The organism is Acinetobacter sp. LCT-H3, assembly GCF_001866125.1.
Lineage (GTDB): Bacteria > Pseudomonadota > Gammaproteobacteria > Pseudomonadales > Moraxellaceae > Acinetobacter > Acinetobacter schindleri.
Window position 1 is genome coordinate 47,279 of sequence record NZ_MODX01000017.1, and the last position, 21,382, is coordinate 68,660.

At 43.8% G+C, this 21,382-nt stretch carries 24 protein-coding genes; 15 read left to right on the forward strand and 9 right to left on the reverse strand.

The features are described from left to right. Positions 1-3 precede the first annotated feature (3 nt). Positions 4-786, reverse strand: a complete 783-nt coding sequence (gene znuC, locus BK820_RS10020; protein WP_071320822.1) for a zinc ABC transporter ATP-binding protein ZnuC — start codon at positions 784-786, stop codon at positions 4-6. Next, positions 768-1,265 (reverse strand): transcriptional repressor, encoded by a 498-nt coding sequence (locus BK820_RS10025; RefSeq protein ID WP_071320823.1) that lies wholly within the window; start codon positions 1,263-1,265, stop codon positions 768-770. The genes znuC and BK820_RS10025 overlap by 19 nt, the downstream gene beginning before the upstream one ends. A gap of 138 nt (positions 1,266-1,403) precedes the next feature. On the opposite strand from BK820_RS10025, the gene BK820_RS10030 reads away from it, so the two are divergent. From BK820_RS10030 to BK820_RS10080, 11 genes are all read left to right on the forward strand, one after another. After that, a complete protein-coding gene (locus BK820_RS10030; RefSeq protein WP_071320824.1) occupies positions 1,404-2,240 on the forward strand; it encodes a metal ABC transporter solute-binding protein, Zn/Mn family in 837 nt (278 codons plus the stop codon). A 173-nt stretch (positions 2,241-2,413) separates the two neighbouring features. Continuing rightward, positions 2,414-2,812 (forward strand): ATP synthase subunit I, encoded by a 399-nt coding sequence (locus BK820_RS10035; RefSeq protein ID WP_004814246.1) that lies wholly within the window; start codon positions 2,414-2,416, stop codon positions 2,810-2,812. A gap of 103 nt (positions 2,813-2,915) precedes the next feature. Beyond that, on the forward strand, positions 2,916-3,791 hold the full coding sequence (atpB, locus tag BK820_RS10040) for a F0F1 ATP synthase subunit A (RefSeq protein ID WP_004814247.1): 876 nt from the start codon (positions 2,916-2,918) through the stop codon (positions 3,789-3,791). A gap of 83 nt (positions 3,792-3,874) precedes the next feature. Next, a complete protein-coding gene (gene atpE, locus BK820_RS10045) occupies positions 3,875-4,120 on the forward strand; it encodes a F0F1 ATP synthase subunit C (RefSeq protein WP_000424060.1) in 246 nt (81 codons plus the stop codon). Positions 4,121-4,159: 39 nt separating this feature from the next. After that, positions 4,160-4,630 (forward strand): F0F1 ATP synthase subunit B, encoded by a 471-nt coding sequence (locus BK820_RS10050; RefSeq protein ID WP_004814248.1) that lies wholly within the window; start codon positions 4,160-4,162, stop codon positions 4,628-4,630. A 12-nt stretch (positions 4,631-4,642) separates the two neighbouring features. Next, positions 4,643-5,179, forward strand: a complete 537-nt coding sequence (locus BK820_RS10055; RefSeq protein WP_004814249.1) for a F0F1 ATP synthase subunit delta — start codon at positions 4,643-4,645, stop codon at positions 5,177-5,179. 43 nt (positions 5,180-5,222) lie between these two features. Continuing rightward, positions 5,223-6,767, forward strand: a complete 1,545-nt coding sequence (atpA, locus tag BK820_RS10060) for a F0F1 ATP synthase subunit alpha (protein ID WP_004814250.1) — start codon at positions 5,223-5,225, stop codon at positions 6,765-6,767. Between the two features lie 87 nt (positions 6,768-6,854). Next, entirely contained in the window at positions 6,855-7,724 is an 870-nt protein-coding gene (atpG, locus tag BK820_RS10065; RefSeq protein ID WP_004814251.1) for a F0F1 ATP synthase subunit gamma, read from the forward strand. 30 nt (positions 7,725-7,754) lie between these two features. Beyond that, on the forward strand, positions 7,755-9,149 hold the full coding sequence (gene atpD / locus BK820_RS10070; RefSeq protein WP_004895294.1) for a F0F1 ATP synthase subunit beta: 1,395 nt from the start codon (positions 7,755-7,757) through the stop codon (positions 9,147-9,149). A gap of 26 nt (positions 9,150-9,175) precedes the next feature. Next, positions 9,176-9,595, forward strand: a complete 420-nt coding sequence (locus tag BK820_RS10075; RefSeq protein WP_004814254.1) for a F0F1 ATP synthase subunit epsilon — start codon at positions 9,176-9,178, stop codon at positions 9,593-9,595. A 333-nt stretch (positions 9,596-9,928) separates the two neighbouring features. Further along, positions 9,929-11,305 (forward strand): NAD-dependent succinate-semialdehyde dehydrogenase, encoded by a 1,377-nt coding sequence (locus BK820_RS10080; protein WP_071320825.1) that lies wholly within the window; start codon positions 9,929-9,931, stop codon positions 11,303-11,305. Between the two features lie 134 nt (positions 11,306-11,439). Here BK820_RS10080 and BK820_RS10085 read toward each other — a convergent pair whose 3' ends face one another. The 3 genes from BK820_RS10085 to BK820_RS10095 all read right to left on the reverse strand — a co-directional run bounded on the left by BK820_RS10085 (position 11,440) and on the right by BK820_RS10095 (position 13,352). Beyond that, positions 11,440-12,048 carry a PM1805 family lipoprotein gene (locus BK820_RS10085; protein WP_004814261.1) on the reverse strand — a complete coding sequence of 203 codons (609 nt, stop codon included), beginning with the start codon at positions 12,046-12,048 and terminating at the stop codon, positions 11,440-11,442. 164 nt (positions 12,049-12,212) lie between these two features. Further along, positions 12,213-12,593, reverse strand: a complete 381-nt coding sequence (locus BK820_RS10090; protein ID WP_004814264.1) for an RcnB family protein — start codon at positions 12,591-12,593, stop codon at positions 12,213-12,215. Between the two features lie 213 nt (positions 12,594-12,806). Then, positions 12,807-13,352 (reverse strand): glutathione peroxidase, encoded by a 546-nt coding sequence (locus tag BK820_RS10095; RefSeq protein ID WP_004814265.1) that lies wholly within the window; start codon positions 13,350-13,352, stop codon positions 12,807-12,809. 223 nt (positions 13,353-13,575) lie between these two features. On the opposite strand from BK820_RS10095, the gene BK820_RS10100 reads away from it, so the two are divergent. Continuing rightward, positions 13,576-14,487, forward strand: a complete 912-nt coding sequence (locus BK820_RS10100) for a DMT family transporter (RefSeq protein ID WP_071320826.1) — start codon at positions 13,576-13,578, stop codon at positions 14,485-14,487. A gap of 70 nt (positions 14,488-14,557) precedes the next feature. On the opposite strand, the gene BK820_RS15695 is transcribed toward BK820_RS10100, so the two are convergent. The 4 genes from BK820_RS15695 to BK820_RS10115 all read right to left on the reverse strand — a co-directional run bounded on the left by BK820_RS15695 (position 14,558) and on the right by BK820_RS10115 (position 17,885). Then, a complete protein-coding gene (locus tag BK820_RS15695) occupies positions 14,558-14,710 on the reverse strand; it encodes a hypothetical protein (RefSeq protein ID WP_228152212.1) in 153 nt (50 codons plus the stop codon). 172 nt (positions 14,711-14,882) lie between these two features. Beyond that, entirely contained in the window at positions 14,883-15,458 is a 576-nt protein-coding gene (gene tsaC / locus BK820_RS10105) for an L-threonylcarbamoyladenylate synthase type 1 TsaC (RefSeq protein WP_004895281.1), read from the reverse strand. A 40-nt stretch (positions 15,459-15,498) separates the two neighbouring features. Further along, positions 15,499-16,638: a DNA-processing protein DprA gene (dprA, locus tag BK820_RS10110; RefSeq protein ID WP_071320827.1), complete on the reverse strand. Its 1,140-nt coding sequence runs from the start codon at positions 16,636-16,638 to the stop codon at positions 15,499-15,501. Positions 16,639-16,730: 92 nt separating this feature from the next. Further along, positions 16,731-17,885, reverse strand: coding sequence for a LysM peptidoglycan-binding domain-containing protein (locus BK820_RS10115; protein WP_071320828.1), 1,155 nt, complete (start codon positions 17,883-17,885; stop codon positions 16,731-16,733). Positions 17,886-18,005: 120 nt separating this feature from the next. Between BK820_RS10115 and def the strand changes: the two genes are divergently transcribed. The 3 genes from def to BK820_RS10130 all read left to right on the forward strand — a co-directional run bounded on the left by def (position 18,006) and on the right by BK820_RS10130 (position 21,135). Next, complete coding sequence (gene def, locus BK820_RS10120) at positions 18,006-18,536, forward strand: peptide deformylase (protein ID WP_005220256.1); 531 nt, start codon at positions 18,006-18,008, stop codon at positions 18,534-18,536. Positions 18,537-18,628: 92 nt separating this feature from the next. Then, positions 18,629-19,048, forward strand: coding sequence for a DUF2946 family protein (locus BK820_RS10125; protein ID WP_071320829.1), 420 nt, complete (start codon positions 18,629-18,631; stop codon positions 19,046-19,048). A 71-nt stretch (positions 19,049-19,119) separates the two neighbouring features. Continuing rightward, positions 19,120-21,135, forward strand: a complete 2,016-nt coding sequence (locus BK820_RS10130) for a TonB-dependent copper receptor (RefSeq protein WP_071320830.1) — start codon at positions 19,120-19,122, stop codon at positions 21,133-21,135. Positions 21,136-21,382: the final 247 nt, after the last annotated feature.

Sequence of the window (21,382 nt, forward strand, 5' to 3'; positions counted from 1 at the left end):
GGCTTAAGCTTCCGGCTCGGGGTGAATATGCGGTCGTGTATCGTGCTGACAGGGTGCTGCAGAGTCGCCATGGGCACAGTGATCATGATGATGCTGGTAGAACACCCGATTGGTGCCAAAGATCGCCTGATATTCTGGATGCTGCTGCACACTTTCCGGTAATCCGCTACAGCAAATATGTTTATTCAGACAAACCACACGATGCGTGCCTTGCATCACCCATTGCAGGTCATGTGAGACCATTAAAATGGCACAGCCATATTTGTCTGGCAGGCTACGCACATATTCATACAGCTCGGCTTCAGATTGGATATCCAGACCTTGCATGGGTTCGTCTAGAACCAGGATATCCGGCTGGCGTAGTAAAGCGCGTGCTAATAATACACGTTGACGCTCACCGCCAGAAAGCTGTTGAACTTTAGAATTTTCCAGCTTGGCAATACCGGTATCACGGATGATTTCAGCTTTAATAGCTGAAGGACATTTCTCGAGAGCCAATAAGTCTTTTACCCGTAGCGGCAAGCTATGCGAAGGATTGAATTTTTGTGGTACATAAGAAAATTTAAGCTTGCGCGCCGTATTAATCTCACCGGATTGCGGTTTCACAATTCCGAGCATAACTTTAATTAAAGTCGACTTGCCGGCACCATTTGGACCAATGAGTGTGACAATCTCTTTCTCCTGCAAAGAGAAGTCAATGGCTTTTAAGATGTCCCGCTCATCGATATTGACCCAAATTTTAGAAAGTTGAATCAGCGGTACGGGAGTTAGGTTTTGTTGCGACACTGCTGACAGATTCCTGAAATCTCAATGATGCTGTGATGGGCACTAAAATCATCTGAGCTTGCCAATGCGTCGAGCTGATCCAGTAATCCTTGTGCAGATGCTTCTTTTACGGCTTTACATTCAGTACAAATCAGGAAAGCTGCTTGGTGCCCTTCACGTGGATGACAGCATGGAATATAGGCATTAATAGAAGTCAGACGGTGAATAAAACCTTTTTCTAATAAAAAGTCGAGCGTGCGGTATACTGTGGGTGGTGCCGCAGGACGATCACTATTATTTTTAATCTTGGCCAGCAGGTCATAGGCGCCCATGGGGCCTGAAGCATTTAAAATCAGTTCGAGGACTTCCTTACGCAAAGGCGTAAGTCGCGCACCAGTTGCTGCACACAGGCTTTCCGCTTCAGCCAGGCGTTGTTCCACGTTCGGATGATCGTGTACGCCGTGCAATGCGTTGTGGTGTTCGTGCGAACAGGAACCCATAGTTCACCTCAAGTGCGAAACTGAAATTAAAAGAATTTTAAATCTTATCATGAAGCGTTGTCAGTTTCGATTAGGCATAGGTATTTTTGCAAATTTGTTATATTATAACACTTAGTGTTTTTACCGCGATTTTCACCCATGTCCCGTTTCTTTGCGTTCTGTGCCCTGGCTTTATTGAGTACCTTAAGTTGGTCACAAAGTCTGGTGGTTTCTACGCATCCGATTTACCTGATTGCCAAAAAAATTACTCAAGGGGTAGAACAGCCAACCTTATTATTGGCCAATCAGACTGGACATGATGTCAGCCTGACCCCGGCACACCGTAAAACCATTCAGGATGCGGGGCTGGTGATCTGGCTGGGACAGGCCCATGAAGCGCCTTTAGCAAAAGTACTCGAAGAAAGTAATAAAAGTATCGCAATTCTGGATTCCAGCATTATTAATCCTTTACCAATGCGTAATCCGCGTGGTGAAGCATTAAAAAATACGGTTGATACACATGTCTGGCTGGACCCAAATAATGCAGTTCGCATCGGTTTCTTTATTGCTGCGCTGCGTTCACAGCAAATGCCACAGTACCGTGAAACTTACTGGAAAAATGCACGTGCTTTTGCACAAAATATGCTGACGACAGCACAACGTTATCATTCAACTTCTAAACCACGCCCCTATTGGTCATATCATGATGCCTATCAGTATCTGGAACGTCCGCTAAACCTGAAATTTATGGGTGCACTCACCGATGATCCGCATGTGTCACCAACGGTTGCACAGATCAAGTACCTGCAGGACGCCCGCGTACAGACCAAAATGTGTCTGCTGGCTGAGGGACATGCCAATGCCAATCAGTACAGAAAACTGAACCCGGTAGTTTTCCAGCATGTAGACGAAAGCATGAGTGGGGCAGGGGACTTTATCCAAGGCTGGCAACAATTAGCTGATCAAACGAACAAATGTGTGTTAAATTCTCGATAATGATTAAAAAGTGATCGAGTTTTGCTTAGTTTAGAAACGATTGAACCATCGAATTTTTCGAAGCTAAGCTCGGGAAAAGATTGCATGTTAAGGGGTGTAACTCTATAATGCCTGCGATTAAAAATAATCATCAGCTAAACTTGTCAAGCATGCTTGCTGTGAGTGAATAAATAATGAGCCGAACTAGTCGCTTGATTGACCGACGATTAGCGAAAGCTTTAGTCATCTTGCAAGCAGTAATGATACCCGTTTCAGCGTTGTTAGGTTGGGTTCTGAAGGACACAACCGCAGCCTTGAGTGCAGCCTTGGGTGCATTCGTATGTTGGCTGGCGACCTGCTACTTTAGCTGGCAGTCGTTTCGTGCTGCGGGCGCGCGAGCTTCCAAACAAGTTCTATCGAACATGTATAGGGGCATGCTCGGTAAGTTTGCAATTGTGATTGTTGGATTCATTTTGATTTTAAGCAATGTCAAGCCGTTATCCCCGGTTGCATTGTTTTGTGGTTTTATACTCGTTCAAGCCATGTCGTGGGTCGCTCCGTTTTGGGTGTCACGTCTACAAAGACGAGTTTAAGCGCAGCAAAAATTGAAAAGTTTTTTCAGAAATAAGCGAGATATCAAGCAGCACGCGATATTCGTAAGTTTCATTAGTTTTTGACATTGACCAGGTGTGATTTATGGCTGCTGAAGAACATGCCCTTACTTCGACCGAGTACATCAAGCACCACTTGACCAACATGACCTATGGCAAAATGCCGGACGGTACATGGAAATTGGCCGAGAATGGTGCTGAAGCTCAACAGATGGGGTTCACTGCTATTCACTTGGATTCAATGGGTTGGTCAATCGGCCTTGGTATTCTTTTCTGTTTCATGTTCTGGATCGTAGCGAAAGCTGCAAACTCTGGTGTTCCTACCAAGTTCCAGTCTGCAATCGAAATGATTATCGAGTTTGTTGACTCAAGTGTACGCGATACTTTCCACGGAAAATCGCGTTTGATCGCTCCACTAGCGCTAACCATCTTCGTGTGGATTTTCCTCATGAACTTGATGGACTTGATCCCTGTTGACTGGATTCCTTATATCGCTCAACACGTGATTGGTAGCCTTCTTGGTATTGATCCGCACCACGTTTACTTCAAGATCGTTCCATCTACTGACCCTAACATTACCCTTGGTATGTCATTGTCTGTATTTGCGCTTATCTTGTTCTACAGTATTCGTGAGAAAGGCATTGGCGGTTTCGTTGGTGAGCTTGCACTTAACCCATTTAACCCAAGTAACCCAGTTGCAAAAGCGTTACTCATTCCAGTGAACTTGATTCTTGAATTGGTAACCTTCCTTGCACGTCCAGTTTCATTGGCTCTACGACTGTTCGGTAACATGTATGCGGGTGAGTTAATCTTCATTCTTATCGCGTTATTACCGTTCTGGATCCAGTGGGCGTTATCTGTGCCTTGGGCGATCTTCCACATTCTTGTTATTACGCTACAGGCATTCATTTTCATGATGCTGACTATCGTATACTTGAGCATGGCAAGCGAAAAGCATTAATGGTATTGCCTAACTGTCACGGGATGGTTGGGCACAATTTTTTAACTTAATTTGGTATAAAACCTAACCTCTGAGGAATTATCATGGAACTCACTTTAGGTCTAGTTGCAATTGCATCTGCTATCTTGATCGCTTTCGGTGCTTTAGGTACTGCGATTGGTTTTGGTCTTTTAGGCGGCCGTTTCCTTGAAGCTGTAGCTCGTCAACCAGAATTGGCTCCACAACTTCAAACTCGTATGTTCTTAATCGCAGGTCTTCTTGATGCTGTGCCTATGATCGGTGTTGGTATTGGCTTGTTCTTCATCTTCGCTAATCCATTTGTAGGTTAATCAGCTTAATTCCGAAATTCACTATTTGAGGAATTTGCAATGAATATCAACCTCACATTGTTTGGCCAAGCGATTGCGTTTGCGATTTTCGTCGCATTCTGCATGAAGTTTGTATGGCCACCACTAATCAATGCGATTAGTGAACGTCAGCGTAAAATCGCTGATGGCTTAAATGCTGCTGAAAAAGCGAAGGCTGACCTTGCAGATGCGCAAGCACAAGTGAAAGCTGAACTGGACGCGGCAAAAGCACAAGCGGCTCAATTGATCGAACAAGCGAACCGTCGTGCAGCGCAATTGGTAGAAGAAGCTCGTACTCAAGCGTCAGCTGAAGGTGAGCGTATTCGTCAACAGGCTAAAGAAGCTGTTGATACTGAAATCAATTCTGCTCGCGAAGAATTACGTCAACAAGTGGCTGCTCTTGCAGTTGCTGGCGCTGAGAAAATTCTTAGCCAGCAAGTTGACGCAGAAGCTCACAATGCCATGCTGACTCAGCTGGCTGCTAAACTTTAAGAGAGGCGGATTATGGCTGAACTCTTGACGTTGGCACGCCCTTACGCTAAAGCAGCATTTGCTTACGCTTCTGAGCAAGGTACAGCTGACTCTTGGTCAACTGCACTTGAATTGCTCAGTGCTGCGGTGCAAGACGAAGCATTTTCAGCTTATCTAAATCGCCCTGAGTTGACACCTGCTGAGCAGGTGACACTTTTTGCTAAAGTTTTAGGCGAAGACCAAACGCCTGCAGTGTCAAACTTTTTGACGATGCTTGCTGAAAATGCACGTTTGGCTTTGCTTCCTGAAATTGCTGCAGAATATGAACAGCTCAAATCACAGAATAACAATACTGTGGATGTTGTGATTGAATCGGCATTCCCATTGACTTCTGTACAGGAACAACTCCTTACTCACGCATTAGAGAAAAAATTCGAAGCGGCGGTAAATGTTTCTGTAGAAGTTAAACCAGAGCTTATTGCTGGTGTGGTTATTCGTGCAGGCGACCAAGTGATAGATGATTCTGCGCTTAATAAGCTTGAAAAAATGCGTACTCGTCTTCTTGCTTAAGAAATAAGAAGACTGAACTTTAAAAAGATTGAGGTATAGCGCAATGCAACAACTGAATCCATCCGAGATCAGTGCGCTCATTAAACAGCGTATCGGCGATCTGGACACCAGCGCGACCGCTAAAAACGAAGGTACCATTGTTATGGTATCCGACGGTATTGTGCGTATTCACGGCCTTGCTGATGCAATGTACGGTGAAATGATCGAATTCGACGGCGGCTTATACGGTATGGCACTGAACCTAGAACAGGATTCAGTGGGCGTCGTTGTTTTAGGTAACTACTTAAACCTTCAAGAAGGTCAAAAAGCGCGTTGCACAGGTCGTGTATTAGAAGTTCCGGTTGGTCCTGAACTTCTTGGCCGTGTCGTAGACGCTTTGGGTAACCCGATTGATGGTAAAGGCCCTATTGATGCAAAACTGACTGATGCTGTTGAAAAAGTAGCACCAGGCGTAATTTGGCGTCAATCAGTGGATCAACCTGTACAAACTGGTTATAAATCAGTAGATACAATGATCCCAGTAGGCCGTGGTCAACGTGAGTTGATCATTGGTGACCGTCAGACTGGTAAAACAGCTATGGCGATCGATGCGATCATCGCTCAGAAAAACTCTGGCATTAAATGTGTATACGTAGCAATTGGTCAAAAACAATCGACTATCGCTAACGTTGTGCGCAAGCTGGAAGAAACTGGCGCTATGGCGTATACAACTGTTGTAGCAGCAGCGGCAGCGGATCCAGCAGCAATGCTTTTCCTTGCTCCGTACTCAGGCTGTACAATGGGCGAATACTTCCGTGACCGCGGTGAAGACGCTCTGATCATCTATGATGACTTGTCTAAACAAGCTGTTGCTTACCGTCAAATTTCATTGCTTCTTCGTCGTCCACCAGGTCGTGAAGCTTACCCAGGTGACGTGTTCTATCTACATTCACGTCTACTTGAACGTGCTTCTCGCGTATCTGCTGACTACGTTGAGAAATTCACTAACGGTGAAGTTAAAGGCCAAACTGGTTCATTAACTGCATTGCCGATTATTGAAACTCAAGCGGGTGACGTATCTGCATTCGTACCAACCAACGTAATTTCGATTACTGACGGTCAGATCTTCCTTGAAACATCATTGTTCAATGCGGGTATTCGTCCTGCTGTGAACGCGGGTATCTCTGTATCTCGTGTTGGTGGTTCTGCGCAGACTAAAGTCATCAAGAAATTGTCTGGTGGTATCCGTACTGCACTTGCACAGTACCGTGAATTGGCAGCGTTTGCTCAGTTCGCTTCTGACCTTGACGAAGCAACTCGTAAACAGCTTGAACACGGTCAACGCGTAACTGAGCTTATGAAGCAAAAACAATATGCTCCATACTCAATCGCTGACCAAGCTGTATCAGTTTATGCATCTAACGAAGGCTATATGGCTGACGTAGAAGTGAAGAAAATCGTAGACTTTGATGCTGCGTTAATTTCTTACTTCCGTTCAGAACATGCTGCAGTTATGCAAAAAGTTGACGAGACTGGTGCTTGGGACAAAGATATCGAAGCTGAATTCAAAGCGGGTATTGAAAAGTTCAAAGCGACTCAAACTTACTAATATAGCAACTTGCTAATTAGTGTTGGTTTGGTTCACGGAATCAACCTTCGAGGGCTCGAAAGGGCCTTCGAATACTAGGTTAAGCGTATGGCAAATTTAAAAGAAATTCGCGCCAAAGTAGCTAGTATCAAAAGCACGCAGAAAATTACTCGCGCGATGCAGATGGTAGCAGCTTCTAAGATGCGTCGTGCGCAAGAGCGCATGGCTCAAGGCCGTCCGTATGCCGAAAATATGCACCGTGTAATTGCTCACTTGGTTCAAGCGAATCCTGAATACAAACACCGTTATATGGTTGAACGTCCTGTAAAGCGCGTTGGCTATATCATCGTGTCATCAGATCGCGGCCTTGCTGGTGGTTTGAATATTAACCTGTTCAAGAAAGTGGTAAAACACGTTCAACAGCAACAAGAGCAGTCAATTGAAGTTCAATTTGCTTTGATTGGTCAAAAAGCGGTTTCGTTTTTTAAAAACTACGGCGGTAAAGTACTTGGTGCGACCACTCAAGTGGGCGACACTCCAAGTCTTGAACAGTTATCTGGTTCTGTACAGGTGATGTTAGACGCTTACGATAAAGGCGAGTTAGATCGTATTTATCTAGTATCTAACGGCTTTGTCAACGCCATGACTCAAAACCAAAAGATCGAACAGCTTGTTCCTTTAGCAGCTGCTGAAGAAGACAAGACGCTTAACCGTCAATACGGTTGGGACTACATCTACGAGCCTGAAGCTGAAGAGCTTTTAAATGGCTTGTTGGTTCGTTACATCGAGTCTGTGGTGTATCAAGGTGTGATCGAAAACATCGCGTGTGAGCAGTCTGCTCGTATGGTTGCAATGAAAGCTGCAACAGACAACGCCGGTGATTTGATCAAGAACCTGCAACTTATTTATAACAAGCTGCGTCAAGCCGCGATTACTCAGGAAATTTCTGAGATCGTTGGTGGTGCCGCTGCCGTTTAACATATATTAGTTTGAATTGAGGAGACAGCAATGAGTAGCGGTCGTATCATTCAGATCATCGGCGCGGTTATCGACGTCGAGTTTGAACGTAACAGCGTTCCTAAGATCTATGACGCTCTCCAAGTTGACGGTACTGAAACTACATTAGAAGTTCAGCAACAACTTGGTGATGGCGTAGTTCGTACTATTGCAATGGGTTCTACTGAAGGCCTTAAGCGTGGTTTGAACGTAACTAACACTAACGCGCCGATTTCTGTACCAGTAGGTACAGCAACTCTAGGTCGTATCATGGACGTTCTTGGTCGCCCAATCGACGAAGCTGGTCCAGTTGCAACTGAAGAGCGTTTACCAATTCACCGTCAAGCGCCTTCTTATGCAGAACAAGCGGCTTCTACTGACCTTCTAGAAACTGGTATTAAAGTCATTGACTTACTATGCCCGTTCGCGAAAGGTGGTAAAGTTGGTCTGTTCGGTGGTGCCGGTGTTGGTAAAACTGTAAACATGATGGAGTTGATCAACAACATCGCGAAAGCGCACTCAGGTTTATCTGTGTTCGCTGGTGTTGGTGAGCGTACTCGTGAAGGTAACGACTTCTATCACGAGATGAAAGACTCTAACGTTCTAGACAAAGTAGCAATGGTCTACGGTCAGATGAACGAGCCACCAGGTAACCGTCTACGTGTAGCGTTGACTGGTCTGACTATGGCTGAGTACTTCCGTGATCAAAAAGACGAAAACGGTAAAGGCCGTGACGTACTATTGTTCGTTGACAACATCTACCGTTATACACTAGCAGGTACTGAAGTATCAGCACTTCTAGGTCGTATGCCATCTGCAGTAGGTTACCAGCCTACACTTGCAGAAGAGATGGGTGTTCTTCAAGAACGTATTACATCTACTAAGTCTGGTTCTATTACGTCAATTCAAGCGGTATACGTACCTGCCGATGACTTAACAGATCCATCGCCTGCAACTACGTTCGCTCACTTGGACGCAACTGTTGTATTGAGCCGTGACATCGCTTCTCAAGGTATTTACCCTGCGATCGATCCACTTGACTCTACTTCACGTCAGTTAGATCCACTTGTAGTTGGCCAAGAACACTACGAAATCGCTCGTTCAGTTCAAAACGTTCTTCAACGTTATAAAGAATTGAAAGACATTATCGCAATTCTTGGTATGGACGAATTGTCAGAAGAAGACAAACTTATCGTGTATCGCGCACGTAAGATCCAACGTTTCTTCTCTCAACCGTTCCACGTAGCTGAAGTGTTTACTGGTGCTCCTGGTAAACTTGTACCGCTTAAAGAAACGATTCGTGGCTTTAAAGGTCTTCTAGCTGGTGAATACGATCACATCCCAGAACAAGCGTTCTATATGGTTGGTGGTATTGACGAAGTGATTGCTAAAGCTGAGAAACTTTAATTAGTTCCCTAATTTAGGAGATTCTCATGGCGACTATGCAATGTGACGTTGTAAGTGTTCAAGAGTCTTTGTACTCAGGCACTGTAACTATGCTAATTGCTAAAGGTGCTGGCGGCGAGTTAGGTATTATGCCTGGTCACGCTCCGCTGGTAACTTTGCTCCAACCTGGCGCGATCCGCGTTATTTTGGAAAACGGTACAGAAGAATTAATCTATGTATCTGGTGGTGTTCTAGAAGTTCAACCGCATGTTGTTACGGTTCTTGCTGATACAGCAGTCCGTGCAGAAAACTTGGATGAAGCGGCAATTATTGAAGCGCGTAAACACGCTGAACAATTGCTAGCAAATCAAAAGGGCGATTTGGACGCTGCTGCTGCTTTGGCTGCTCTTGCAGAAACTGCTGCTCAGTTGGAAACGATCCGTAAAATCAAAAACCGCGCAATGTAATTGCCGGTTTAAGATTGAAGAAACCACCCGAAAGGGTGGTTTTTTTATTGTAAAAATTCAGTTTGAATCTACTTATCTTATAAGTCTAGTAAAAAAAAGTAGTTGCTTTTTAGATCTGTTAAATAGCTTTTTAACCAACCCGTATAATTATATTTTGTACCACTCGATATAACTTTTACCCTTTCTCAGTAATGTTTTGAACCAATCTGTAAACATTCCCTGAACATAAAAAAAACAATGCTAAGTTAAGTGACTACCCCACATGCAAGCTTGTTTGAATTGATTTAAAGAGGTCGAAAACAAGCAAAACTTATAATTGAAAAAGGGAAAGTCATGGCATATCAATCTATTAACCCATTTACCAATCAAAAATTGAAAGACTATTCGCCACATACAGATGAGCATATACAAAATGCGCTGGATCAGGCAGAACAGATTCTCAAGTCAGACTGGCCACAACAGATTGATCAACGTATTGAAGTACTAAAGAATATCGCGCAAAAATTACGTGAACAAAAAACCGAACTGGCGAAGCTCATGACGCTGGATATGGGTAAACTGATTAAACAGAGTGAAGGGGAAATTGAATCTTGCGCCAAAATTGCCGAATACTTTGCTGATCACGCCAAAGAGTTTCTAGCTCCGGTGTCTTATGAAACGGAACTCGGCGAAGCATGGGTAGAACATCATCCTTTGGGTATTGTGATGGCTGTTGAGCCATGGAACTTCCCGTTCTATCAATTGATGCGTGTCTTTGCCCCAAACTGCGCAATTGGCAATCCGGTCCTGGCCAAACATGCTGGTATTGTGCCGCAATGTGCCGAAGCCTTTGAAAAGCTCGTGCTGGAAGCAGGTGCACCAAGAGGTGTCTGGATTAACCTGTTTATCAGTTCTGATCAGGTTCAAGAGATTATTACTGATCCGCGTGTACAGGGTGTGGCTTTGACAGGCTCAGAAGGTGCCGGAAGTGCCGTAGCAGAACAGGCAGGTAAATACATTAAAAAATCCACCTTGGAACTTGGTGGTAATGATGTCTTTATTGTACTGGATGATGCTGATCTGGAAAAAGCCATTAAAATTGGCTGTCAGGCCCGGGTAAATAACTCAGGCCAAGTCTGTACTGCGGCCAAACGTTTTATTTTGCATGAAAAAATCGCTAATGAATTTAAAGCAGGTATGCTGAAAGCTTTTCAGGAACTGAAAATTGGCGACCCACTCGAACCTGAAACGACACTGGCACCTTTATCATCAGCGGACGCTCTGGAAAAACTGACCAAACAGGTCGATAAGGCGGTAGCGCATGGTGCTACTGTGCTGATAGGTGGTAAGCCTATCGAGCATGCAGGTAACTTTTATGAGCCGACAATTCTGGAAAATATCAGCCGTGATAATCCGGCCTGGTATGAAGAATTCTTTGGTCCTGTGGCCCAGATTTATGTCGCGAAGGATGAAGATGAAATCGTTTCGATTGCCAACGATTCGCATTATGGTCTCGGTGGTGTGATTCACTCTCAAGATATCGAGCGTGCCAAAAAACTGGCTTCACGAGTTGAAACCGGCATGATCTGGATTAACTGGTTTACCGATACCGCACCAGAGCTGCCATTTGGTGGTATCAAAAACTCTGGTTATGGGCATGAATTATCGATTGACGGTTTCAGAGAATTCACCCAAAAACGTTTAGTCGTCGTGAAAAGTCCTAAAGAATAATGACTTTTCTGCCTTATCCTTCCAGTAAAGAAGCGGCTTACTAAACCGCTTCTTCTATTAATCTATATTTAATAGTAATAAACCAGTCTGGTGACTGGTTTATCAGGGAGCCTAGGTCATCTATAAAACTGAGATCAACTTTCCTGTTCTGCTGCCTGGGATTGTTTCTCAGGAATCATCATTGCGGCCAGCTTGATCATTTCAGACTGGATATTTCCCATCTGTTTTTCCAGCTTCTGGAAATCCACCTGACTGAAATCCATCTGGCCATTCAGGAAAGGAGATGCCAATGCTTGCTGGTTGGCATTCATCAGGTTGCTACGTACCTGATCAACTTCCTGACTTTTCAAGTTTAAGCCACTTAAAGTCTGATTAAAGCCTTTTAATTGCTGTTGCAATTGCATTGCGGCGCTTTGCAATTGAGAAGTATCTTTTTCACTGACCGCAGTTTCCAGTTCAGTCTGGGTTTGCTTCAGCTGGGTCACGTAATCACCAGCCTTTAACTGCAAATCGGCCACATCACGTACGATGTAGAACATATTGCCACTTTTAAGGTCTGCAGAAGATTGCTGTACTTCAGTATTTTCTGATACTGCTGTCTGTTCTTCTGCTACATCCTGTTGCTCCGGTTTTTCAGTATATGAAGCAGGGGCAGAAACCTGATCACATCCCAGCAAACTCAATGCACCTGCAAAAAGGGCAAAAGGTAGTACGCTATTTTGGAGAATTTGCTTAAATTTCATTGGGGTGCTCATCATTATTTACTGCTTACAGACATTAATATAGGGATGAAATTTGTAGAAAATGCGGAGAGTTGCAAATGAATAACAAAAAAGGCCTCACTATAGATATTCAAGCATAAAAAAGAGCGTCAAAGCGCTCTTTTTTTCACCGAGGAGAGCAGGGTTTAAGCTGCGATAATTTTAATGACCTTATCGTTAACGACATTCATCAGAATATAGTCGCCATTCACTTTAATCCATTGTTGATTTCTACCTGGCTTGTTGAGTCGTTTATATTTGCTGTGATCCACTTTATAGATTTTACTTTGGTATTGGTTTGGGACTTTTTGACCTACTCGCCAATCACGTGATGGATCAACTTTTTTATAACCCTGTTTATGCTGTTGAGCTGGGTGTTTGTTTAGCTGATGGTGCTGAGGAGCATGATGCTGTTGTTGAGCATGCGACTTGCTATATTGATGATGATCCTGAGGCGCAGCCATGGCTGGAATAGCAACCAGTGCAGTTGAGATCGATAAAACAATTGCTTTCACCAGCGTTTTCATACTTCACCTTTCATTATGGCGGTTTGTTTGTGTATGAGCTCATCATAGGCTGGCAGAGGTGTTTGAAATTGAAGAGAGTGTAGTGTAAATATTAAAATCTGGAAGGAAAATAGAAGAAGTAAATTGAATGATTTTATTAATATACATATCTTTTTTTAATTAAAAAATATAAGCATCTCTAACCATGAGAGATGCTTATATTACTATTGCAAATTATTTAGCCAATTCGGCATTAATTGCATCGATGATACGTGGATCATCTGCAGTAATATCCGGTGCAAAGCGAGCCACTACTTCACCATTTTTATTGACCAGGAATTTTTCAAAATTCCATAGCACTTCAGGTGGCTGGTTTGGAGTCAGGCCGTAATCAACCAGATCTTTCCACCATGGGCCTTCACCGGTACGTTCAGGAATCGCTTGGGTTAAAGCAGCATATAAAGGATGTTTGGCTTCTCCAACAACCGGGATCTTGGCAAATAGCGGGAAATCGACCTGATAGTTTACTGAACAGAATTCCTGGATTTCCTTCTCGCTGCCTGGCTCCTGTGCCAGGAAATCATTTGATGGGAAACCTAGAATCTCCAGACCTTCGGCTTTTTTCTCGTTATACAGCTTTTGCAAGCCTTCATATTGTGGAGTCAGGCCACATTTAGATGCCACATTGACGATGAGCAAAACTTTGCCCTGATACTGATTGAGAGTGAATTCTGCACCCTGAATGCTTAATACTGGAATGTCGTAGACTGAAGTGCTCATATGAAGTCCTGTTTTTGATGTGTTTATCCTGTCGAATGTTGTAACGGGTATTCCGGCTGAGTACAAGTAAAAACATGTAGGGCAGTCGGGTAAATTTAAATCCATGCATTAATTTTATGTGAAAAATCAATTATGCTTGTGCTACACAATAACGGCGTTGAATTGAAAGCTGCTGGCTTGGACTTGCAGACAATGCTGAACCCTACACTTTATGGATGAGTATATGACACAGCGACACAAGGTAGTGTGGTGGGCATTATTACTGCCATTGACTGCGGTACTGATCTGGTCACTGAATATTGTCGTGACCCGCTATGTGACCGACTTTATCTCGCCGGTGAGCATCAGTTTTTATCGCTGGTTTTTTGCCTTTCTGATTCTAACCCCGTTTATTTTGCCGCGGGTGATTCGTGAGCGTGCCCTGATTGTGCCGCATCTGAAACAGCTGGCAGTGCTGAGTGCCTTTGGTCTGGTGCTGTATCAGGGACTGGCTTATACCGCTGCACATTACACCACCGCCACCAATATGGGCATTATTAATGCCTTTATTCCGATTTTTACCATTTTTGTGTCGATGCTGATTCTGCGCGATATTCCGAATCGCTACGCCATTATTGGCAGTCTGTTGTCCTTTGCCGGGCTGATCTATGTGATGGGGCAGGGCAATCCTTGGGGCCTGCTGCATGCCGGCGGCCAATGGGGCGATCTGCTGATGATTATCGCCGTGTTTTTCTATGCCTTTTATGGGGTTTTTCTGAAAAAATGGCAGCTGCAGATTCCGTTAATGCTGAGCCTGTATGTGCAGATTCTGTTTGCGCTGCTGTATCACCTGCCGTTTGTGACCTGGTTGGGTCTTGATGCCATCAATATGACCAATGCCGGCAGCGTTATCTACGCCAGTATTTTCCCTTCATTAATTGCCCCTTTGGTGTGGATGATGGCGATTCAGCGTCTGGGACCGACCCGTACCAGTATCTTTATGAACCTGATGCCGGTGTTTACCGCTTTAATTGCCTTTGTCTGGTTAAAAGAGGCCTGGACCATTTATCACAGTATTGGTGGGGCGATTATTCTGTTCGGAATTGTGCTGGCTCAGAAAAAAACTGTGGCGCCAGTGCTCCTGAAAGCCAAATAGTTGCCCAAAAAACGAACAAACAAACTTAATTTTTTGCTTGAATGATCTCGTGAATAAAGGCAAATAGACTTTAGTCGAGAAGAGTAGCTTTTAGCTTCTTTAAAAAGCACTTTAAAAAGAGCAAGATAATTTGAATTTTTTCAAATAATGATTGATTAATCATAGGTTTAAGCTGTTTTTTAAGAGCTAAAATATATTTGTTTTTTTTAAACTGTTCGCCCATAATACGCTCCATCGCAGATCAGCGACTGTTGCTGAAATGCCCAGAGATTTCGATACCCTCTGGATGTGATAATACACATCCTTTTTTATGCTCAGCCATCCCTATATGGCTGAGCTTTTTTTTACCTTAAAACTTTAGTCGGATTTGAAAAAGCCAAAAAATGAATCCGTGCTTAAGCGCGGATTACTTCACCTGTCACAGCATCAATAATTTTGCTGGGTTCCTGACTCAGTCCTAAATCGCCATTTAAGTAGTTCAGGCTCTCAGATTCTTTAAAGTACTGTTTTGCATCCTGAAGTGAAAGTGCGGGATTTAGACCTGCTGGATTGGCACTGGTCGAAACGATATAGCCTCCAAAAGCCTGACATAAAGCCATACATAAAGGGTGGGTGGTAACACGTACCGCAACTTTAGGATGATTGCCTTTAATCCAGGCCGGAATATCTTCACTGGCAGGTAATAGCCAGGTGGTGGCACGTTCGGATACGCTGCGGTTGGTCCATGAAGCAATAATACGTTCGCGGATTTCTGGTGTCAGTGCTTCTAGTAAATGTTCTACTTGGGAAATATGTCCAGCAAGAAGAATCACACCTTTTTCAATTGGACGCTGTTTCAGTTGCAGAATCTGGTGAAATGCCTGTTCGTTGTGAGGGTCACAGCCCAAACCCCAGACAGCCTCTGTAGGGTATGCCAAGACTTGTCCTTGTTTCAGGAATGTCGCTGCTTCGGCAACAGAGGTGGTGATCATGTATATACCTTTTAAAAACAACAAAGGGCTATTGTGAACCTTATTTGCCTGTACGACAACGTAGAAACATACCGGCTTGTTGTGTACTGAAACCGAGTAATTCCAGTTCCATCAACTGTGCTGTGATTGTGGAAACATCCTGGCTGAGTTGAATGCTGATCTGATCTAGGCCTTGTCCGATCCAGTCGAGCTGGTTGTAGAGCGGAATCAGGTGTGCTGGAATCTCGATCAATCCGGGTTCACTATTTTCTGCTTTGTAAATTTGTTCAGCTGCCTGCCATTGGGTGGCTAATGCCAGATCTTCAACCACCTGGTGTGGATGATCAATCAGAATTGCACCTTCGCGGATGAGCTGGTGACAGCCTTTGTGATTTTCACTGTAGATATGTCCGGGAATCGCAAACACGGTTTTTCCTTGTTCGGCAGCCAGTTTGGCAGTGATGAGTGAGCCACTTTTAAGGGCAGCTTCAGCCACAATAACACCCAGACTCAGTCCACTTACAATACGGTTACGCCGTGGAAAATGATGTTGCAGAGGCGGAGTACCGGGCAAAAATTCTGTAATCACCGTGCCGCCTTGGGCAATGATCTGTTCTTTTAATGGCTGATTTGTCGCCGGATAGGTTTGATCCAGACCCGTACCCATCACTGCAATCGTACGATGCTGCTGCAGCGCTGCCCGATGTGCCGCTTCATCAATGCCTTGCGCCAGTCCACTATTGATATAAAAACCTTGTTCACTTAAGTAGTAAGCAAAATCATAAGCCATCTGACGACCGTGATTGCTCGGTTTGCGGCTGCCCACAATTGCCACCTGTGCCTGTAATAAACTGTCGGCCTTGCCCTGACCAAATACAATCGGCGGTTTATCGGTGTAATGACTCAGTTGCTGAGGATAGTCTGCTTCATTATGTAATAAAATAAAGTCGCAAGTTTTCTGGATCTGCTCCAGACAAAACTGAAACTCGCGCTGGGCATCTTTGCAATTGAAATCCTGAAGCCGCTGGATGTGATTTTTATGAATGCTTAGTTTTAGCCAGGTCTCGACTTGATCCGGCTGAACAGCATCAGCAAGATTTTCATAATAATCAGATAAGCGATAGAAACTGGTGAGGGAATGCTGGACTACATACCATAAGCGAATGTTGTCCAGTTGAGTCGTGGATAACGAATTCAACATATTGAGACCTATCTTGCGTCTTCTTATTTTTATAATGAGTAATGAGGTTAAGATGATGCTGAATCACAGCATCATCTTAAAGTTCTTGTAAATTATTCGTCCAGCAGCGGTGGCTGAATGGTAGCGCCCACTTTGATCGGCAATTCACTGTCTAGGACATAGGCATAGCTGAACTGATCAAACGTTTTGAAGACCATGACATTACCAATACGTTCGCCCGGAAGCTGCACACGCTCTTTGGTTTTTGGATCAGTCACGACTTCACCTTGCTGATTCACACTAAACACATGACCAGACTGAACGCCATGTGCTATGCCACGGTCAATGGTGACAACACTATGACGTGCAGCTGTACCAATTGAACCCAATACACGAATGATCTGACCACCTGAAATGTTGTTTTCCGCATTTACTGGATAGAACAGGGTAGGCAGCATTGGATCATATTCTGGTAGTACCCGGTCACCACGACGGACTTCAGCATTATAGCTATCGGTCAGTTCCAGTGTGGTGATATCACCTTCACCACGGACTGCGATACCAGAAGCAACCTGTTGCAGTTCTAGGGCAGCGGTGTATTTTTTACCATTGGCATCAGTCAGTATATAAGGTTCAGCTTCGCGGTATACTGCATAGCGTTGACCCACTTCCAGGCCATTGCCACGTGCATAAACTTTCTGGCCTTTACCAGCCAGTACACGTTGATCAGCTGTACCCAGAATATAAGGAGTGCCTTCAATAGAGTCTGCTGCCATAATTGTATAGCGCTCTAGCCATTGCTGGATATGGGCTAAAGGAATAACAGGAATAGTATTGTTGAGCGATTCGATACGCACCTGAGGCTGTAACTTATTCGTGCCAAGGTAACGGTTGATAATACCGGCACAGCCATCACCTTCATCTTTACCAATGATTGGGCGGCCCTGGTAATCGCACATCAGCAGACGGTCACCTGGAAAAATCCAGTGTGGATTTTTCACATGCTTATTACCTGCCCAGATTTCTGGCCAGCGTACCGGATTTTTAAGAAAACGCTTGGAAATATCCCATAATGTGTCACCTTTTTTTACCACATAGACATTCGGTGCTGATGCTTTCAGGCTTGGTGGATTGACATTACGAGCTGGTGCTGCATGTGTAGTTGAAATTGTCCCCATACCAACACCCACACAAACTGCAAGTGCGAGCATTTGATTTTTAATCCCCAAGGCACTAAAAGATGGCATGCCCTTCAAAACCTTTTTCATTATCATAATTCCTAAAATTATGTATGTAAGTTGCGTTATAATAACGATCTTACACACAATTTTTTAATGAAGCATTCCTTCATTTGGTTTTTTGATCAATGGCATAATTGAGGACGCAGTATGGCCTTATTACCTATTTTAAGTTTCCCGGATCCCCGTCTTCGTACCATTGCACAACCAGTCGAAGAGGTTACTGATGAAATTCGTCAGCTCGCTGCAGATATGTTTGAAACCATGTATGAAGCGCCCGGCATCGGTTTAGCCGCGACACAAGTCGATCGTCATATTCAGCTGATTGTGATGGACCTGTCTGAAGATAAAGATCAACCCATGGTGTTCATTAACCCCAAAATTACACCATTGACTGAAGAAACACAGCCATACGAAGAGGGCTGTCTATCAGTGCCTCAAATATACGATAAAGTTGAGCGTCCGTCACGTGTAAAAATTCAAGCAATTAATCTTGAAGGTCAAGCATTTGAGGTTGAGGCAGATGGCCTGTTGGCTGTGTGTATCCAGCATGAAATGGACCACTTAAATGGTAAACTTTTCGTGGATTATTTATCACCTTTGAAGCGCCAGCGTGCCCGTGAAAAAATTGAAAAGGCAGCACGTCAGCGTGATAAAGCCAAAGTTGCAGTGAAACGCTAAGTATTTTGTCGTATTGATGCATTGATTATTGCCCAGTTTTTACTGGGCTTTGTTATAATTAACGGTGACAAATTTTTATTTGCCCTTCTCCTATGGTGACACGTGGCGGGTTGCTACTTTCTCTGGCAGCCGTATTTTTACAGATCGCTGTATTCCTGCAGCCTTTGCTACCGAAGCAATATCAGGTTGCTCCGGTCTGTGAAACCATCACGCGTGCACTTTTGTTGCCTTTATCACATGAGCATCACGCTGCTCATTCTCATCATGCTGACCACAGTATTCAGACTACGTTTATAGAAGTTGCCCATGACCATCATGATGCCAATCATCAATGTCAGTACTGTACTGTCTACGGCAATCTGGTCCTGCCACCTGAACTGGATCTAAAAGAAGTACTGGATCGAATTCAGGTTCGACTGATTGCATTTAAACAAGCATTCAGTCATGTCTGGTTTGTTCTGCAACAACTCTTTCTGCTACCACAGGGCAGGGCACCGCCACTGTTTGCATAAATCCACGTTGTTTTTATCTGGGTCTTAATTGACTTAGGCCGTGTTCAATTTATGTATTTAGTGAGATAGAAATGGCTCAGCCTAAATTTTCTTTACAGCCTCTTGCGGCTGCGATTTGTGTTGCTTGTTATTCTTCAATGGTGCTGGCAAATGAAGCTATGCCAGTACAGACCATGGCTCCAATTGTGGTGACTTCTGCTACAGGCAATGATGCTAATGGTCTGATTGTGCGTGCAGATCCTAAACAGCCGATTCAACCCATTCCTGCCAGTGATGGTGCTGACTATCTGCAAAGTATTGTAGGCTTTAGCTCGGTTAATAGTGGGGCTGGTACCAATGGTGATGTCACTTTCCGCGGTATGTTCGGTTCGCGTATTAAAATCTTGACCGATGGAACAGAAAATCTTGGGGCCTGCCCAAGCCGGATGGATTCACCAACCTCTTATATTTCGCCAGAAAGCTATGACCGTATTTCGGTGATTAAAGGACCACAAACGGTTCAGTATGCCAATACCGGTTCAGCAGCTACCGTGATTTTTGAACGCAGCCCCGAACAGTTTGATGAAGATCATCACTATCGCGGTCAGACCAGTGTTTTGGTGGGTTCCTTCGGGCGTCTTGATCATAATGTCGAAGTTGCAGCAGGTGATGAGCAGAAATATATTCGCCTCAATACCAACCGCTCGGTAGCCAACAGCTATCAGGATGGTAATGGCAATACTGTGCCATCAGACTGGGAACGCTGGAATGCTGATCTGGCTTTAGGCTGGACACCCGATGAAAACACTTGGGTAGAACTGACCGGTGGTAAGGCCGATGGTGAAGCGGTGTATGCTGGCCGTATGATGGATGGTTCCAAGTTTGCCCGTGAAAGTTTAGGTTTGCGTGTTGAAAAGAGAAATATCAGCGATGTGATTCAGAAGGTAGAAGGGCAGATCGACTATAACTATAACGACCATGTGATGGATAACTATAGTTTACGTGCTAAACCTATGATGGAAATGGCAACTAACGTTGCACGTAAAACTTTAAATGCGCGTGTTGCGATGACCAGTGACTGGGATAAGATCAAACTGATCTCTGGTGTTGATACGCAAAACAATGAGCATTCGATTCGTAAGACAACAAATGGTGTTTCCTATCAGAATCTACCTCGTATGACCGACATGGAATTTCAATCCATCGGCGCGTTTGGTGAACTGACTTATGATTTGGGCAACGACAATCAATTTGTCACAGGTCTGCGTTTAGATCAGGTGGATGTCGATGCAGTTCAAAGTAATCAGTCTCGTCAGCAACTTTTACCAAGTGGCTTCCTGCGTTTTGAGAACATTCATCCTGAACATGAAGATGGCAAAACCTATATTGGACTGGGTTATGTGGAGCGTATGCCAGACTACTGGGAGCTGTTTAGTCCTAAATCAGGCAATGGAAATACTAATACCTTTAAAAATATCGACACTGAAAAGACTTTACAGCTTGATGTGGGTTATCAGCATTCGCATGGTAAATTCAACTCATGGGCATCAGCATACGCAGGTTTGATTAATGATTATGTGTTAACGACATATAGACCTACTGGCAAGATGGGAATGTTGGAAGCTCACAGCCGAAATGTCGATGCCACCATCGCTGGTGCAGAAGCTGGAATTGGTTATCAATTGACTGATGCGATTCAGGCTGACGTGAGTGCTATGTATGCCTGGGGTGAAAACACGACCAATAATACGCCGTTGCCACAAATTGCACCTTTAGAGGCACGAGTTAACTTGCGCTATATTCAAGACAAATACAATGTTGGGTTATTGTGGCGTGTCGTGGATGGTCAAAACCGTATTAGTAAGGATGAAGGTAATATTGTTGGATACGATCTACAGCCAAGCACAGGCTTTAGCATATTATCGCTAAATGGAACCTATAATTTAGCAGAAGACATCGATTTATCGGTGGGTATTGATAATGTGTTAGATAAAACCTATACCGAGCATTTGAATAAGATGGGAAATGCAGGTGTCGGTCTGGCGGCTAATGAACAATTCAATAATATGGGACGAAATTACTGGGCAAGAATCAGTATGAAGTTCTAATCTGATTAGATTAAATACAAAAAGCAGGACGAAAGTTCTGCTTTTTGCTTTTTTAATTTAATAAAATTTATAAAAATCAAATATTTAATTATTTCAAATATTTCCAAATAAAATAATGAACATTTTTATTTAAATATTTTTTATATATAAAACAGTTATTTATAAATATTGTGGTTTATAAAATAAACACACGTTTCAAATGTTTTAAAAAAGGTGTTGCAAGGCATCTGAAATACTGTAGAATGCA

What these genes read in the sequence shown, in the direction of transcription:
- BK820_RS10130 (WP_071320830.1), top strand. Translation starts at nt 19,120, where the DNA reads ATGGCTCAGCCTAAATTTTCTTTACAGCCTCTTGCGGCTGCGATTTGT.
- def (WP_005220256.1), top strand. Translation starts at nt 18,006, where the DNA reads ATGGCCTTATTACCTATTTTAAGTTTCCCGGATCCCCGTCTTCGTACC.
- BK820_RS10080 (WP_071320825.1), top strand. Translation starts at nt 9,929, where the DNA reads ATGGCATATCAATCTATTAACCCATTTACCAATCAAAAATTGAAAGAC.
- atpE (WP_000424060.1), top strand. Translation starts at nt 3,875, where the DNA reads ATGGAACTCACTTTAGGTCTAGTTGCAATTGCATCTGCTATCTTGATC.
- BK820_RS10125 (WP_071320829.1), top strand. Translation starts at nt 18,629, where the DNA reads ATGGTGACACGTGGCGGGTTGCTACTTTCTCTGGCAGCCGTATTTTTA.
- BK820_RS10025 (WP_071320823.1), bottom strand. Translation starts at nt 1,265, where the DNA reads ATGGGTTCCTGTTCGCACGAACACCACAACGCATTGCACGGCGTACAC.
- BK820_RS10050 (WP_004814248.1), top strand. Translation starts at nt 4,160, where the DNA reads ATGAATATCAACCTCACATTGTTTGGCCAAGCGATTGCGTTTGCGATT.
- BK820_RS15695 (WP_228152212.1), bottom strand. Translation starts at nt 14,710, where the DNA reads ATGGGCGAACAGTTTAAAAAAAACAAATATATTTTAGCTCTTAAAAAA.
- BK820_RS10100 (WP_071320826.1), top strand. Translation starts at nt 13,576, where the DNA reads ATGACACAGCGACACAAGGTAGTGTGGTGGGCATTATTACTGCCATTG.
- dprA (WP_071320827.1), bottom strand. Translation starts at nt 16,638, where the DNA reads ATGTTGAATTCGTTATCCACGACTCAACTGGACAACATTCGCTTATGG.
- BK820_RS10085 (WP_004814261.1), bottom strand. Translation starts at nt 12,048, where the DNA reads ATGAAATTTAAGCAAATTCTCCAAAATAGCGTACTACCTTTTGCCCTT.
- BK820_RS10090 (WP_004814264.1), bottom strand. Translation starts at nt 12,593, where the DNA reads ATGAAAACGCTGGTGAAAGCAATTGTTTTATCGATCTCAACTGCACTG.
- tsaC (WP_004895281.1), bottom strand. Translation starts at nt 15,458, where the DNA reads ATGATCACCACCTCTGTTGCCGAAGCAGCGACATTCCTGAAACAAGGA.
- BK820_RS10075 (WP_004814254.1), top strand. Translation starts at nt 9,176, where the DNA reads ATGGCGACTATGCAATGTGACGTTGTAAGTGTTCAAGAGTCTTTGTAC.
- atpB (WP_004814247.1), top strand. Translation starts at nt 2,916, where the DNA reads ATGGCTGCTGAAGAACATGCCCTTACTTCGACCGAGTACATCAAGCAC.
- BK820_RS10055 (WP_004814249.1), top strand. Translation starts at nt 4,643, where the DNA reads ATGGCTGAACTCTTGACGTTGGCACGCCCTTACGCTAAAGCAGCATTT.
- BK820_RS10035 (WP_004814246.1), top strand. Translation starts at nt 2,414, where the DNA reads ATGAGCCGAACTAGTCGCTTGATTGACCGACGATTAGCGAAAGCTTTA.
- atpA (WP_004814250.1), top strand. Translation starts at nt 5,223, where the DNA reads ATGCAACAACTGAATCCATCCGAGATCAGTGCGCTCATTAAACAGCGT.
- BK820_RS10095 (WP_004814265.1), bottom strand. Translation starts at nt 13,352, where the DNA reads ATGAGCACTTCAGTCTACGACATTCCAGTATTAAGCATTCAGGGTGCA.
- BK820_RS10115 (WP_071320828.1), bottom strand. Translation starts at nt 17,885, where the DNA reads ATGAAAAAGGTTTTGAAGGGCATGCCATCTTTTAGTGCCTTGGGGATT.
- atpG (WP_004814251.1), top strand. Translation starts at nt 6,855, where the DNA reads ATGGCAAATTTAAAAGAAATTCGCGCCAAAGTAGCTAGTATCAAAAGC.
- BK820_RS10030 (WP_071320824.1), top strand. Translation starts at nt 1,404, where the DNA reads ATGTCCCGTTTCTTTGCGTTCTGTGCCCTGGCTTTATTGAGTACCTTA.
- atpD (WP_004895294.1), top strand. Translation starts at nt 7,755, where the DNA reads ATGAGTAGCGGTCGTATCATTCAGATCATCGGCGCGGTTATCGACGTC.